13 protein-coding genes and 1 pseudogene are annotated in these 14,260 nt (G+C 47.7%); 8 read left to right on the forward strand and 6 right to left on the reverse strand.

Annotation, left to right across the window (positions count from 1 at the left end):
• The first annotated feature begins 78 nt into the window (after nucleotides 1-78).
• The 7 genes from FCL45_RS12495 to FCL45_RS12525 all read left to right on the forward strand — a co-directional run bounded on the left by FCL45_RS12495 (nucleotide 79) and on the right by FCL45_RS12525 (nucleotide 7,790).
• Nucleotides 79-678 (forward strand): nucleotide exchange factor GrpE, encoded by a 600-nt coding sequence (locus FCL45_RS12495; RefSeq protein WP_136796551.1) that lies wholly within the window; start codon nucleotides 79-81, stop codon nucleotides 676-678.
• A gap of 174 nt (nucleotides 679-852) precedes the next feature.
• Entirely contained in the window at nucleotides 853-2,781 is a 1,929-nt protein-coding gene (gene dnaK, locus FCL45_RS12500) for a molecular chaperone DnaK (RefSeq protein WP_136796552.1), read from the forward strand.
• Nucleotides 2,782-2,938: 157 nt separating this feature from the next.
• The gene (gene trpS, locus FCL45_RS12505; protein WP_136796553.1) at nucleotides 2,939-3,904 is read left to right on the forward strand and encodes a tryptophan--tRNA ligase; all 966 of its coding nucleotides are present in this window, start codon (nucleotides 2,939-2,941) and stop codon (nucleotides 3,902-3,904) included.
• A 194-nt stretch (nucleotides 3,905-4,098) separates the two neighbouring features.
• Complete coding sequence (locus FCL45_RS12510; protein ID WP_136796554.1) at nucleotides 4,099-4,677, forward strand: HDIG domain-containing metalloprotein; 579 nt, start codon at nucleotides 4,099-4,101, stop codon at nucleotides 4,675-4,677.
• Between the two features lie 222 nt (nucleotides 4,678-4,899).
• Nucleotides 4,900-5,097 (forward strand): helix-turn-helix domain-containing protein, encoded by a 198-nt coding sequence (locus FCL45_RS12515; RefSeq protein WP_136796555.1) that lies wholly within the window; start codon nucleotides 4,900-4,902, stop codon nucleotides 5,095-5,097.
• A 51-nt stretch (nucleotides 5,098-5,148) separates the two neighbouring features.
• Nucleotides 5,149-6,648, forward strand: coding sequence for a carboxypeptidase M32 (locus tag FCL45_RS12520; RefSeq protein ID WP_136796556.1), 1,500 nt, complete (start codon nucleotides 5,149-5,151; stop codon nucleotides 6,646-6,648).
• Between the two features lie 158 nt (nucleotides 6,649-6,806).
• The gene (locus tag FCL45_RS12525) at nucleotides 6,807-7,790 is read left to right on the forward strand and encodes a phosphotransferase (protein WP_136796557.1); all 984 of its coding nucleotides are present in this window, start codon (nucleotides 6,807-6,809) and stop codon (nucleotides 7,788-7,790) included.
• Nucleotides 7,791-8,035: 245 nt separating this feature from the next.
• Here the strand turns inward: FCL45_RS12525 and FCL45_RS12530 are convergent, their stop codons facing one another.
• Nucleotides 8,036-8,743, reverse strand: coding sequence for a cytochrome c biogenesis CcdA family protein (locus tag FCL45_RS12530; RefSeq protein WP_136796558.1), 708 nt, complete (start codon nucleotides 8,741-8,743; stop codon nucleotides 8,036-8,038).
• 4 nt (nucleotides 8,744-8,747) lie between these two features.
• On the reverse strand, nucleotides 8,748-9,146 hold the full coding sequence (locus tag FCL45_RS12535; RefSeq protein ID WP_228721321.1) for a thioredoxin family protein: 399 nt from the start codon (nucleotides 9,144-9,146) through the stop codon (nucleotides 8,748-8,750).
• Between the two features lie 105 nt (nucleotides 9,147-9,251).
• Here FCL45_RS12535 and FCL45_RS12540 point away from each other — a divergent pair.
• Nucleotides 9,252-9,361 (forward strand): annotated as a pseudogene (locus tag FCL45_RS12540) (endonuclease); the annotation flags it as partial.
• Nucleotides 9,362-9,819: 458 nt separating this feature from the next.
• On the opposite strand, the gene FCL45_RS12545 reads toward FCL45_RS12540, so the two are convergent.
• The 4 genes from FCL45_RS12545 to nhaC all read right to left on the reverse strand — a co-directional run bounded on the left by FCL45_RS12545 (nucleotide 9,820) and on the right by nhaC (nucleotide 14,250).
• Nucleotides 9,820-10,539 carry a methyltransferase family protein gene (locus FCL45_RS12545; protein WP_136796561.1) on the reverse strand — a complete coding sequence of 240 codons (720 nt, stop codon included), beginning with the start codon at nucleotides 10,537-10,539 and terminating at the stop codon, nucleotides 9,820-9,822.
• Nucleotides 10,540-10,651: 112 nt separating this feature from the next.
• The gene (locus tag FCL45_RS12550; RefSeq protein ID WP_136796562.1) at nucleotides 10,652-11,047 is read right to left on the reverse strand and encodes a PAS domain-containing protein; all 396 of its coding nucleotides are present in this window, start codon (nucleotides 11,045-11,047) and stop codon (nucleotides 10,652-10,654) included.
• A gap of 551 nt (nucleotides 11,048-11,598) precedes the next feature.
• Entirely contained in the window at nucleotides 11,599-12,546 is a 948-nt protein-coding gene (locus FCL45_RS12555; protein WP_176360041.1) for an IS1595 family transposase, read from the reverse strand.
• A 243-nt stretch (nucleotides 12,547-12,789) separates the two neighbouring features.
• Nucleotides 12,790-14,250, reverse strand: a complete 1,461-nt coding sequence (nhaC, locus tag FCL45_RS12560) for a Na+/H+ antiporter NhaC (RefSeq protein WP_136796564.1) — start codon at nucleotides 14,248-14,250, stop codon at nucleotides 12,790-12,792.
• Nucleotides 14,251-14,260 lie beyond the last annotated feature (10 nt).

Raw genomic sequence — 14,260 nt, forward strand, 5'->3', positions numbered from 1 at the left:
TGAAGTGATTCGAGGGGGTGGCACAATGTAGCACTTTCTCGGTATATAAGTTTATTTCTTGGCAAGAAATTGGAGGAAATGGTGAGCAAAGTTACGAAAGACAATGATCTTCAGGAAGAGAACGAAAAGCTCGAGCAGGAAGATATTGTGTCGTCTGAAGAAGCTGCAGCAGGTAGCACTGAAGAAGAGGCACCGGATTTAGAGAAAGAGCTTGTTGCTGCCAGGGAAGAGATTGCAGAACTTCGTGACAAGATGCTGCGGACGGCCGCTGAGTCAGAAAATTTCAAAAAGCGCATGGAACGTGAGCGAGCTGCAGCCTTAAAATACTCTGGTGAGCAGATCTTCAGAGAAATTCTGCCGGCAGTGGATAACCTGGAACGTGCTATTGGCCACTGCAACGATATGGACGACGCAGAGGCAAATTTCAAAGCATTTCTGGAGGGAGTTCAGCTTACACTGAAGAGTCTGGTCACTGCCCTTGAGAAGTTTGAGGTAAAGGCCGTTGATTCGATTGGGAAACCGTTTGACCCCAATCATCAGGAGGCTCTGACCATGGAGGCCAGCGATTCCGTTCCGGCTAATCATGTAGTCAATGAATTTGAGAAGGGCTATTACTATAAAGACAGGCTGCTCAGGGCTGCGAAAGTTATAGTATCGTCCGGCAAGGTTAATGATTAAGGCGATATAACAGGTCGCTGTCAGCTTATTAAATCTGTAGACATCTCTTGACAATATCCGGAACATGACCACTTTAACAGTCAATGATGAAAGCAGATTTCGACTTAACAGGATTGTCTTCTCTGTAACGGAGTAAACAGTCCGACATAGATTGATATAAGGAGAAAAGAAAACATGGGTAAGATTATCGGAATTGACTTGGGAACCACTAACTCCTGTGTAGCTATTATGGAAGGTGGCGACCCGAAGGTTATCGCAAATGTCGAGGGCAACAGAACAACTCCATCAGTTGTTGCTTTTACAGACAACAAGGAACGCCTGGTTGGCCAGGTAGCAAAACGTCAGGCGGTAACCAACCCCGAGCGTACCCTTCATGCGATCAAGCGCCTTATCGGACGTAAATTTGCTGATGCCGAGGTTAAGCGCTCCATAGAAATCAGCCCTTTCAAGATTGTTGAAGGAACGAACGGCAGCGTATCCGTTGAGGTAGAGGGCAAGGTATACCGCCCGGCAGAGATCTCTGCGATGGTTCTGGCCAAGATGAAGCAGACCGCAGAGGAGTATCTCGGGGAAGAGGTTACCGAGGCAGTGGTAACAGTGCCTGCATACTTCAACGATTCTCAGCGACAGGCAACCAAGGACGCTGGTAAAATCGCAGGTCTTAACGTTCAGCGCATCATTAACGAGCCTACTGCAGCTTCCCTTGCATACGGACTTGATAAGAAAGGTGAGGAGAAGATCGCGGTATTCGACCTTGGTGGTGGTACCTTCGACGTTTCCATCCTTGAGATCGGTGACGGTGTATTTGAGGTTAAGTCCACCAACGGTGACACTTTCCTCGGTGGCGAAGACTTCGATATGCGTATCGTAAACTGGCTCGCAGACGAGTTCAAGCGCGAGCAGGGCATTGACCTGCGTGGCGACAAAATGGCTCTGCAGCGCCTGAAAGAAGAGGCTGAGAAGGCCAAGATGGAACTCTCTACTACCAAAGAGACCGACATCAATCTGCCGTTTATTACCGCAGACGCTTCAGGCCCAAAACATCTCAACCTCAAGTTGAGCCGTGCCAAATTCGAGAACCTGGTTGGTGATCTGGTTGAGCGTACTGTTCAACCGTGTGTCACAGCGATCAAAGATGCCGGTCTCTCCGCATCCGAAATCGATGAGGTTATCCTCGTTGGTGGTATGACCCGTATGCCGATGGTTCAGGCAAAAGTTAAAGAGATCTTCGGTAAAGAGCCGAACAAAGGTGTTAACCCGGATGAGGTCGTTGCCATCGGTGCAGCAATTCAGGGTGGTGTACTCCAGGGCGATGTGAAAGACGTTCTGCTGCTTGACGTTACTCCTCTCTCTCTCGGTATTGAGACCCTCGGCGGCATTACCACCAAGCTGATCGAGAAAAACACTACTGTTCCAACCAAGAAGAGCCAGGTATTCTCCACTGCGGCAGATAATCAGCCTGCGGTATCCATCCACGTACTCCAGGGTGAGCGTGAGATGGCTCAGGACAATAAAACCATCGGGCGCTTTGAGCTTTCAGATATTCCGCCGGCACCTCGCGGTGTACCGCAGATTGAAGTAACTTTCGATCTTGATGCCAACGGTATCCTGCATGTTGGCGCTAAAGATCTCGGCACCAATAAAGAGCAGTCCATCCGCATTACCGCTTCTTCCGGGCTTACCGAGGAAGAAATTGAGAAGATGACCAAGGATGCAGAGCTGCACGCCGAGGAAGATAAGAAGCGCAAAGAACTGATCGAGACCCGTAACCAGGCAGATGCCATGGTTCACGCCACCGAGAAGAGCCTCACCGATCTTGGTGACAAGGTGGATGCTGAAACCAAGGCCAACGTGGAAAAAGAAATTGAGAACGTCAAGAGCGTCATGGAAAGTGACGATGTTGACACCATTAAGGCAGCTGTTGAGGCACTTACTGCCGCTTCCCATAAACTCGCTGAGCTGATGTATGCGCAGGCTTCCAAGGACAACCCTGAGGGTGGTGCCGGCGGTCCAGGTGCAGCAGGCGGCGCAGGCGCAGCTGGTGGTTCTAAGAAAAAGGATGATGATGACATCGTCGATGCCGACTTCGAAGAAGTGAAGTAATGGCTTTGTGCTGTCACCGAACCGAGTGGCGGCATAGATAGATTGAGGGAGTGGGGATGAATTTTCCCTACTCCCTTTTTTTATTTTTTTAGGGTATGTTACTGCCTTTGTCCAAATCATTCCTATTTCTAATAAATTATAAAAGCAACGTGTTATCATGAAAGTCTTATCAGGTATTCAACCTTCGGGTCAGCTGCACATTGGCAATTACTTTGGCATGATGCAGGAAATGATCTCCAGAATGGACAGCTCCGAGCTGTATGTATTTATTGTTGATCTCCATGCACTCACTTCCGTCCGTGAAGGGAAAAAACTTGCCACCGGTACCCTTGAGGCAGCTGCTGATTTTCTGGCCCTCGGTCTTGATCCGGAAAAGTGCATTTTCTGGGTACAGTCAGATGTACCTGAAGTTTGTGAGCTAACCTGGATACTTTCAACTCTGGCGCCGATGGGGTTGATCGAACGATGTCATTCCTATAAGGACAAAGTTGCTAAAGGTATTGTGCCAAGCCATGGTTTGTTCTCATATCCTGTGCTGATGGCTGCCGACATTCTGCTCTACCAGGCGAATCAGGTACCGGTGGGCAAGGATCAGAAACAGCATCTTGAGGTTGCCCGTGATCTCGCCCAGAAGTTCAATAACGAATACGGCGAAACATTTGTCATCCCTGAGCCTACTATCAGCTCGACCACAGCAATTGTTCCGGGGCTTGACGGCCAGAAAATGTCCAAGTCCTATGGCAATACCATTCCGATCTTTATGGAGGGCAAGCAGCTCAAAAAACGAGTCATGGCCATTGAGACTGATGCCACCCCGGTTGAAGACCCCAAAGATCCCGACAGCTGTAATCTTTACGCATTGATGAAACTGTTTGCGACTCCTGAGCGTATGGTTGAGATTCGTGATCTCTATGTCAATGGCGGTGCTGCCTACGGTTACCTGAAACTTGAACTGCTCGATCTGTTGAATGACAAGTTTGGTGAGGCTCGCGCCAAAAAGGCAGAGTATCTGGCTGATCCTGCAGAATTGAGAAAAATTCTTGCCCGTGGAGCCGACAGGGCCAGGGAAAAAGCTACCGTAACTCTGGACCTGGTGCGGGAGAAGGTTGGTCTGAAATACTAATTCGTTTCCGTCCTGATACGGTCTATTCGCCTGATATCTTCGTTATGTGTAAAAGTTTATCCCCGGAATATCTATATATGCCTGCGGTAAATTTTTTCACATGCCTTGACCTTAAACGAATACCCTAGTGTTAGGATGAAAACTCATTCACCTCGGTGTAGTTACAGGTGAGGTGAGACTTGTGGGAGAAAACGATGTCCGAAATAAATGGATACGGGATAGAGCGCGACGAGGCCCTTGCCCTGGTGCAGGAGCACGTAAAAAGTCAGAACCTCATCAACCACTCCCTTGCAGCCGAAGTTGTTCTGCGGGCTATGGCCGAGCGCCTTGGTGAAGACGTGGAGAAATGGGGGCTGGCCGGTTTATTACACGACCTCGATGTGGAACTTGAGCCTGAACTTGCCACACACACCACCAGAACTGTAGCTATTTTGCAGGAAAAAGGTGTGAGTGATGAGATTGTTGAGGCTATTAAGCTGCATAATCTCGAAGCACATCCTGGCGAAGTCCGTTCAACGCATTTGCAGCATGCCCTTGCTGCCGGTGAGACCATTACCGGTCTGGTTATTGCCTCAGCGCTGGTGCGACCCGATAAGTCGTTGGCTTCGGTAAAAGTTAAATCGATCCGGAAACGATATAAAGAGAAGGCTTTTGCCCGGGGTGCCAACCGGGAAATAATCGCCGAATGTGAGCAGTGCGGTATTCCTCTGGCGGATTTTTGCGAATTGAGCCTTACCGCCATGCAGCAGATTTCCGACCAGCTCGGCTTGTAATTTTTCAGGCTGCCAGCTGATGATCTTATAAAGCGGGATTGTTTCGCCTTTATCGGCACGCATCCCGCTTTTTCTTTTATTCCCCTCCTCTTTGCCTCCTCCCGTTCGTGCCTATATTTTTCTTTAAGGAGGAGTATGGCAGAATCCGACAGGCTCCTGGTACCCGCTTGACCGCTTCGCTATACATCTGATCTTTTCCGCATGGCGTATGGAGTTGAATAGATGAAGAATTCATTTCAGAGTGATATACTTCCCGCAGAAGTATCTGTGGCGGATGCCGCACGATATCTTGGAGTTGGCCGCAAGATAATCTATCAATTGCTTGAGTTTGGTGAACTCAGAGCGGTGCGCGAAGGTGGCAGGATCATAATAGATCCGTGCTCGTTACGTGAGTTCAGGCAGAGTGGCAAGCATATATAAAAACATCGTGAGTGATATCAAAGACAACACTCAAAAAATACTGGAGTCTCTATGCCTTCAAATGCCTATCCTAAACTTTTGATTCAATTCCAGAAAATTGCCCAGCTTGATCATGCGATAACGTTCCTGCAATGGGACCAGCTTGTGATGATGCCACCTGGAGGAAATAACTCCAGGGCGCAGGCAATTGCTGAACTCGCCTCAATGCGCCACGAAATGCTCATCAGTTCTGAAATCGGTGAGCTGATTGAAATGGCTGATTACCAGGCGACGGATGAGCAGCAAAAGCGGTCGGTTCTCGAAATGAATCGGGCCTATCAGCAGGCAAGTTGTCTGCCGGCCAGTCTGGTGAAGGCACAGTCCTATGCCGGCTCAAAATGCGAACATGGTTGGCGAACCCAGAGGAAGGACAATGATTGGCAAGGTTTTCTGACCAACTTCGAAGAAGTGGTCAAACTGGCCCGCGAGGAGGCACAGCTCAGGCAGGCTGCAGATCCCAAACGATTTACCACACCCTACGACGCCATGCTGGATTTGCATTGCACCGGGGACAGCAGTGAATTTATAGCCGATGTTTTTACAGGTTTAAAAAAGGAGCTTCCCGAGCTTATGCAGCAGGTGCTGCAGAAACAGCAGCAAGCAATCTCTCCGGTGGGTTCATACCCTGTTGAGCAGCAGAAGATTATAAGTCACAAGCTTATGGAATATTTGGGCTTTGATTTTGAAGCAGGTCGGCTCGACGTGAGTTTGCACCCTTTTTCCACAGGTGGAAGAGGGGATCAACGAATCACAACCCGGTTCAAGGATGACGATTTTATCGATGCGCTTATGGGGACGGCCCATGAGACAGGTCACGCCAGTTATGAGGCTGGTCTGCCGGAAAAATGGGACAATCTACCGGTGGGCGAGGCGCGAAACATGTGTTTGCATGAGAGTCAGAGCCTCTTTTTTGAAAAGCAGATCTTTTTGAGTAAACCATTTCTTACCTTTTTCACCGATGAGATTCATAATGGGCTGGTTGATAGTCGCAAATATTCAGCTGAAGAGATCTGGCGCTCGGCGATTCGGGTTCAGCCGAGCTATATAAGAGTCGACGCAGATGAAGTCAGTTATCCGCTCCATGTTATCCTCCGCTTTGAGATTGAGAGTCAACTGATCAACGGTACGATTGTACCTGGGGATATTCCGGAGCTGTGGGATTTGAAAATGCAGGAGTATCTTGGTCTATCGACCAGGGAGAACTATCGGGATGGCTGCCTGCAGGATATCCACTGGACGGATGGTTCTTTCGGCTATTTTCCTTCTTACACGCTTGGTGCACTCAACGCAGCCCAGCTCAGCAAAACCATGCGCCAGGTCTATCCTGACTGGCAGGACAGGTTTGCAAGAGGGGACGTCGGATTTATCCGTGAATGGCTTCGTGAGAATATCTGGGAAAAAGGAAGTACCATGGATTCGCAAGATCTTATCCGTGAGGCAACGGGTGAGATGACCAACCCGAAGTACTTTCTCGAACATATCAAAGCGCGTTATCTGGATAACAGCTATTAATCGTGGAAATCAAGAGCCGATTAAACACTCTCTAAAATCTTGTTTCAACATGCGCTATTGTGCACGTAGGTGTCAATTAATCGGTTCTGGCACGGTCTGGGAGTCTGTCGGACTCCTGGGGTAACACTAAGTATTCCCAAAGTACTTTTTTAATATTTATGCAAAGCGATTTTTTCAATTGTGTTTTAGAGGCAACTGGCGCCACTGACATGGAGCTGATAGAAGGAATTCAGGAGCTGTGGAGCGGTTACGGTGCGATCCTGCGCTATGGCTTAACAGGGAGCTCCATTTCCACTGTGGTCGTGAAACATGTGAGCCTGATGGATGGTGGTGACCACCCAAGGGGATGGAATACTGACCTTGGCCATCAGCGTAAGCTCAGGTCGTATCAAGTCGAAACAGAATGGTACACCAACTGGGCTCATCACTGTTCAGATGAATGCCGTGTTCCACATTGCCTGGCTGTAGAAAAACATGACTCCGAGACCGTGATGGTTCTGGAAGACTTGGATTCTGCAGGTTTTCCTGGTCGTTGTGAGGCAGTCGGAGAACAGGAGATTACCGCCTGCCTCAACTGGCTTGCCTGGTTTCACGCGACCTGGATGGGAGTCGAGCCTAACGATCCTGAAGGATTGTGGCCTCAAGGCACCTACTGGCATCTGGAAACCCGACCAGATGAATTGGAGGCGCTGGATGATCCTGCACTTAAACAGGCTGCCAGCAGGATTGATGAATTATTGCGGGAATGTCGGTATCGAACCCTTGTACATGGAGACGCCAAGCTTGCAAATTTTTGTTTTTCTCCTGATGGCGACAAGGTGGCTGCTGTGGATTTTCAATACGTTGGCGGTGGATGTGGCATGAAGGATGTAGCCTATTTTATCGGCAGCTGTCTTGGGGAAGATGATTGCGAGCGTCTGGAAAGCTGGTTGCTGAATACCTACTTCACCGCTCTTCAGAGCGCACTGACCGTGTGCAAGCCAGAAATCGACTTTCAGGCAGTAGAGGCGGAGTGGCGCCAGCTTTACCCTTATGCCTGGACTGATTTTCACCGCTTCCTCAAAGGCTGGAGTCCCGGCCACTGGAAATTGAACACCTACAGCGAAAGAATTGCGCGGGATGTCGTTCGATCGTTGGGCTGAAAAGGCAACTGTCGCTTGTAGCTTCTAAGAAGAGTTCCTGGACGTTAAAAGTATTTGATGTTCAGGAAACATCTTCTGTTTTAAAAATAATTTTAGATAGTACCTTGCCAAGACAAGTCTTCACATAACGTTTCAGCTAAATAAGGAGATGATGGTTATCATTAATGAGGATGGACGAAAAAAAGTTTTGAGGGAGATCTGAATGTCAGGTTCCTATTTTTGTCCTCTCCCCCCCCCCTGCATCGCTAAACAAATCTCATCAATGGTTGACCTATGAAATAGATTCCCAGCAATCCGATTGAAATTCCTGCTAGCTTGCGGAACAATATGCTTCCGCGTTGCCATGCATTATTATCCAAAAATTGTTTAACCAGAGCGGTGGAGCTACCGGCTAGCGCGATGGGGATACAGTGACCAAAGCCGAACAGGAGGATAAAAAAAATCCCGGTAAGAATTTTCTGCTGAACAGTAATAATGGCGAGAATAGGAGCAATAAACCCAAAGGTACAGGAACCGGAAAGGATACCGTATGCCAAGCCAAGGACGAATGCTCCTGCCATTCCCCTCACTTGAATTTTAGCAAGTAAGCCATTTGACATTGAACACTTTGCAAGCCCGAGAGTGTTAAGGGAAACCCAAAGCAGAATCACACCCACTACAATACTCATATAGGGGCCTACATCACCGAGCATACGGCCAAGTAGAGCACAAATAAAACCGATGGTGGCGATGGTGATAAACAGGCCGACAGTAAACAGCACCGCATATAGTACCGCCTTACGGCCAGCAATGATTTGATTCTGCCCTGCTACATAACCAACAATAAGCGGTATTGATGCCAGATGACAGGGACTGAAAAGGACACTAACCATTCCCCATAAAAAGCAGCTAAGGCCCCCAAGTAGAAGACCTTGGTTCATCCATGTATTGATGGTAAGAAAAATATGATCCATATAATTATTTGACACCAAGTTTCGTCAGCTCGGCGATTATTGAGGCCTTATCAAAGAAACCCTCATGTCGCAGTACTTCGTTACCCTTGGTATCGTAGAAAATTTGGGTTGGTATGAGGCCTATGCCGTATTTTTTTCCTGCACCTGGGTTTTCCCAGACATCGATAAAGACAATGGCAGCCCGGTCCTTGTACTCTTTTTCAAGTTCCTCCATAATTGGTGCCATCATCTTACATGGGATACACTTTTTTGCTCCAAGGTCCACCATGGTCACCATTCCTGGAATAGGAATCTGCACCTGTTGCTCTGCGGCTACAACTGTCGCTATTGTTGCCGCTAGCAGGCTAATAGTGATTGATAAAATGAAAACTTTGAGCAGTCCCCCAATTTTTTTTTCTCTCACATCCAGCTCCTTCATTCAAAAGTAGTTTTTTTTGCGTGTTTGATTATTTTTCTGATAATACCTGCTAAGTCCTCAACTAATCCACTCAGAAATGGTGCCTCAACGGTAAATCTTGAGTATCGCTATACATGCGGGTTGATATTTACAACCTCTACCCTGGCATAGGAGCAGTTAATGCTTCTCGCAGCAACTATAATTTCACCATGTTGCCAACCGCGAATTGCCTCTAATTCAACCTCGGGCTTTGGCCGAGCGACCCCACAAGGTTTGAGGTAGGTCGAAAGAAGTGGACACCAAAATCATTGATACTGCCATTTATAAGCTTTAACAATCTGAAAGCAGGGGTAACTTTTATATGTTTCCTGTGGAGCTACAGGAATACACGTTCTCGCAATGATAGGCCTCGCACTGGCAAGGTTAACCACTTCTGAAATTCTGCAACTTAGGACTATTCCTGATGTTTTAGGACCGAGGCGGAAAAACAGGATTGCAGACTCGATGCTGCCAGATCGGCGATTAATCATACCAACCACAGTGCCCGATAAAAAAATGCTATCGAGCAATGTGGGTAGTGCTTGATGGAGTAAATACCAATCTGTGTGGCGCAAACGAAGCGTATCGTAGTTTGTGTCAGAGCACGTGCCTTGTTAGGCGCTGCTATCTGGCAACCTCCTCAGTAAATCCCGGGAATCAACCGATAGCGTACGCGTCGCGCATAGTCACGATAGCCAGGCAACTGATCCTGTAGAGTCTGGTCTTCTAGCACCGTTCTAATCACCGAAATGATTAGCGCAACAGCCGCCGGAATAAGTGTCCACGTAGAGCTTAAAGCCAGCACCATACCTGGGAGTGCCAACATATTTCCTGCATATCCCGGATGTCGCACAATCCGATAGGGGCCACTGTCACACACCACATGCCCTCGCTCCACCTGAATACGCACCACGCTGGAAAAAAAGCGATTCTCTATAAAAGCCCACGCAGCGAAAGCGTATCCGAGCGAGATCAAGAAGAAGCCGAGCACGATGAGCCACAATGGAAATGGGAGTGACCAACCAAAACGATGATCCAGCCCGGCCACAATGATCGGTGGGAAACTCACACTCAGCGCCATCAGTGGAGCAAGCACTTTGTCCCAGGCTTTCGCACTTTGAACCTTCTCCATATTTTGTCTTTCGGCTGTTAATCCGGGATGCCGACGTTCCGCCCATATGCGCCCACCAATACCAGCGGCCAAAATAAGCATGGAATATAGCCAGGCCTGCCACCAGCGGAGATCGCCACCGCAAATAAATAAAACCAGCGGGATTAGGAGATACACTACAACTAATCTGAACCACTGACGAGGTGATGCTGTTTGATCTGCCTTTGGATCATCTTTATTCGATGCCATGCCACTCCCTCAAATTACATGACTTCTATTGAACGACTAACGTCCGGGTTCAGCGACGGCGCAGAGCGCCGGCCGCTGCAACAGGTTGTTGGCTGGCCTTTCCGTCCATGAACTAGCGGCCGGTGATATCGCGACTAATACCCAATAAGCCGCAAAGATTTCCATGCTCATCGAATAACGGCGTCTTCAAAGTATCCAATAAGACATGACGCCCGTCCGGGTAGTCTACCCATTCATCATTACGCTTCGTGTGCCGACTATCGAGCATCTCATGGTCCTTCTCGCGGAAAAACCTGGCGACATTCTCCGGGAACAGATCGAAATCTGTCTTCCCCACAACCTCCTCGATGGACTGTCCGATGAGTTCGGCAAAGGCTTTATTACCGCCGAGGTATACCCCTTCGAGGTCTTTGTAGAAAATCAGGTCCGGAATGGAATTGATGACCGACGTCATAAAGGACAATTGCTTTCTGACGGCTTCTTCGCTAAGTAGCTTGTCGTTTGGCATAAATCACCTCTTGTTACAGGTTTGTCTCTGATGCGAATTCTGTTATCGGGCCAGGATCATGCGGGTTGTCTGGCTAACAAGTGATTATAAGGAAACTGCGTAATTCCAGTTCGGTAATGTTATACAGAGAGAATAGTTGTTAGGCAGCATGGAAGATAACACGCCACTTTCGATCAGCTCTTAGCCTATATCGCTACCATATATTTTTGCTCATTACCGCAGCAGAATCGAGTAAAAAAAAATTTAAATTTGCTCTGCCAACCTTAAGGGGTCAATGGAATGGTCAGGTTATGGTGTTTCCTGAGAAGATGGGTTTGCGCCTGTCTGGTGAGTGGTGCTTGCTTAGGATGAGGCGACTCTGAAAGGATTCAGGAAAAATGTGAAATTGAAATCCCTGATCCTCTCTTATGATTGACAATGCAAATCTAAGATTGAATGATATTGGACACTCTCTTCTAATGAAACGTCCATTGCCAAAGAGTATTGTTTATTTCCTTCAACGTGGTTATTTCTGCGAGAAGTGAATATATGAGTCTTTTACATTTTTCTGATTACCCCTCATCCTCAGCAAACTTTAAAATACGCTGAGGCATTGGCTTAGTAACTGCGGAATAACGAATAAGTGAGCCAACCATGGCTCCCATATAAAAACGGTTGTTGAAACGAAAACAGAATTCAGCCAAATACCTTGGCAAATGCTTTGGACTCACAGCATGATATGTACCATGTATGGCCCTTTTGACATTGCCGATCATGGTGTTGATCCAATGGAAAATCTTGTTGTCGGGATTGTGATAAATCTCACTTGTATTGACAGCGCCGTGGAAAGCAACGCTGTCAGCAACTCCTCGCAACGGGCCAAACTCATCTGAAATTACAACGCATTGGTGGTGGATATGCTTCAACGACCACTTGCGAACTTCCTGGGAGGAAAAGGAATTCACTTTACTCATTCTCATATGAATAGGATGGCCTTTTTCGTTGCGGGCTATGGCAGCAAGAAATGGGGTTTTGCCGGGGGCTCCCCGGCCACGCTTACCACCGGACCTTTTACCACCCCAATATGCGTCATCAAGTTCAACTAGGCCATTGAGGGCAAAACTGTCATCGGCGACTTTCATAACGTGCTGGAGCTTGTGCTTCATTTTCATAGCAGCATTGATTGAAATACCCAGTAATCGTCGCAGATTGAGCGCTGACATACCCTCTTTCGATTGGGTAACAAAGAAAATCCCGAGGAACCAAGTAGTAAGAGGCAGTTTTGAGGAGGCAAATATAGTGTCGCTTGTAAGTGAGCATTGGAAACGACAGTTGCGACACTGATAGAGATTCCGGGTTGAGACCAGGTAGTGTTTGGTATGACCGCATCTCGGACATTTGTATCCAGTAGGCCAACGAGCATTGAATAGCCTTTCTCGGCACTGCTCTTCAGCGCCATATGTATCGAGAAATCTCTTCAAGCTGAGGCCTTTTTGAAATTGAACTGTATTCTTTGGCATGTCGTTTCTCCCTGTGAAGGTTATCCTAGGGATTATGACATGCCAGGGGTATCACAGAGTGACCACCCTCAAGGGTTTTTTAAATGCTGAGCTTTAGGGGTAATCAGATACATTTTTGGGCGTTTATCCAAGATCTTCAAACTTTCCTGATCAACTGAATCTCTTGCAACTCTCAACTGAGATCTTGTATCATCTAGCGACATAACCTATTGATTGTGTCGCTATTGTGGGCAGTGATATTAATTACTCAGTGGTCCTGACGGTCGCAGTGACCAACTCTTGACCGGTGACATCAAATGGAGTATCAGCCGCTTCTTCATTTTCCCTTTTCCAGACAAATTTACCGGTAGCTGCATATAAAACAGCCAGGATGGGGCAAATGAGGGAGAAAAATGCATAGGGGGCATAATCCAAAGTTGCAACACCTAAGGTTGCAGCCGTGAAAATCGCATCGTTGCCCCACGGTACGAGAAAAGCGAAAAGGGTCCCGCTGTCTTCCAGGGTACGGGAAAGAACGTTCCCTTTTATATTCATCCGCCTGTAAGCGGGCTCAAAAGTTTCACCTGGCAGGACAATTGAAACATATTGGCTGGCGGAAAAGAGGTTTGTTGCCAGACATGCGCCGATTGTAGCAACAATGAGCCTGAAACTGCTGTTGATAGAGTTGCTGATGGCTGTAAGCAGAGCCTTGAGGATACCTGATCGCTGAATTATTTCGCCAAATGCCAGAACAATAAGGGCAACAGTTACAATCCAGGCCATACTGCCAAGTCCGCCTCTATTGAGTAATTTGGCAGCATCAGCATTGCCGTAGTCGTAACTGACACCTTTAAACAAAGCAAGAACAGCTTCCTTGGCTGTAAATGCGTCCTGAAAAATCATTCCTGCAACTACACCGAGAATCGAGCCGATCATGATACTCAGAATAGGTGGAACTTTTTTTATGATTAAGAGAATAGTTGCAGCTGGGATCAGAAGCAGAAAAGGGCTGATCATGAATACAGAATCTATGGCAGCCATCAGTTCCTGAGTCTTGGCTGGACTGGCTCCCTGGCTATCTCCGAAATTCATGCCGATTACGGCAAAGATAATTAAAGATATTACGATTGCCGGACCACCAGTGAATAACATAGAGTAGATGTGACTGAATAGAGTGGTTTTAGCGGTGGCTGCCGCCAGATTAGTCGTATCCGAAAATGGTGACATTTTATCCCCGAAAAGCGCACCGGATACGACCATTCCAGCAGCTATGGGCAAAGGTACTCCGAGTCCTTCCGCCACACCGATGAGGGCAACGCCCATTGTTGCGATGCAGCCATAGGATGTTCCGGTAAAGTATGAGGTGAGACAGCAGAGGATAAGACCCGTTGTGAGATATAATGATGGGGTGAGGAGGTCCAACCCGTAATAAATGATCGATGGTATGACGCCACCAATTATCCAGCCGCCGATAACACAACCCACCGCCATTAAAACACCAACAGTGAATGCGGCTTTTTTGAATCCGTCAAGGAGGTAGCCTTCAATTTCCTTGAGGGTGTTGCCAAGAAAATATGTTACTACAGATAGATAGACAATACACAATACCAAGGTTCCCCGGGTAGGTAATTTCAAAACCTGGAGGCATGTTGCGAGGATGATGACGAGACCTATCATTGCGAGAAACGCAGAGACAGGTTTTACTGACTTTTCATATGATGACATAGCTCTACTC

It is taken from the genome of Desulfosediminicola ganghwensis (assembly GCF_005116675.2).
Taxonomy (GTDB): domain Bacteria; phylum Desulfobacterota; class Desulfobulbia; order Desulfobulbales; family Desulfocapsaceae; genus Desulfopila; species Desulfopila ganghwensis.

Coding starts and splice junctions, on each gene's coding strand:
- dnaK (WP_136796552.1), top strand. CDS start 853: ATGGGTAAGATTATCGGAATTGACTTGGGAACCACTAACTCCTGTGTA.
- FCL45_RS12530 (WP_136796558.1), bottom strand. CDS start 8,743: ATGGATCATATTTTTCTTACCATCAATACATGGATGAACCAAGGTCTT.
- FCL45_RS12510 (WP_136796554.1), top strand. CDS start 4,099: ATGTCCGAAATAAATGGATACGGGATAGAGCGCGACGAGGCCCTTGCC.
- FCL45_RS12555 (WP_176360041.1), bottom strand. CDS start 12,546: ATGCCAAAGAATACAGTTCAATTTCAAAAAGGCCTCAGCTTGAAGAGA.
- FCL45_RS12525 (WP_136796557.1), top strand. CDS start 6,807: ATGCAAAGCGATTTTTTCAATTGTGTTTTAGAGGCAACTGGCGCCACT.
- FCL45_RS12550 (WP_136796562.1), bottom strand. CDS start 11,047: ATGCCAAACGACAAGCTACTTAGCGAAGAAGCCGTCAGAAAGCAATTG.
- FCL45_RS12495 (WP_136796551.1), top strand. CDS start 79: ATGGTGAGCAAAGTTACGAAAGACAATGATCTTCAGGAAGAGAACGAA.
- FCL45_RS12515 (WP_136796555.1), top strand. CDS start 4,900: ATGAAGAATTCATTTCAGAGTGATATACTTCCCGCAGAAGTATCTGTG.
- FCL45_RS12545 (WP_136796561.1), bottom strand. CDS start 10,539: ATGGCATCGAATAAAGATGATCCAAAGGCAGATCAAACAGCATCACCT.
- nhaC (WP_136796564.1), bottom strand. CDS start 14,250: ATGTCATCATATGAAAAGTCAGTAAAACCTGTCTCTGCGTTTCTCGCA.
- FCL45_RS12520 (WP_136796556.1), top strand. CDS start 5,149: ATGCCTTCAAATGCCTATCCTAAACTTTTGATTCAATTCCAGAAAATT.
- trpS (WP_136796553.1), top strand. CDS start 2,939: ATGAAAGTCTTATCAGGTATTCAACCTTCGGGTCAGCTGCACATTGGC.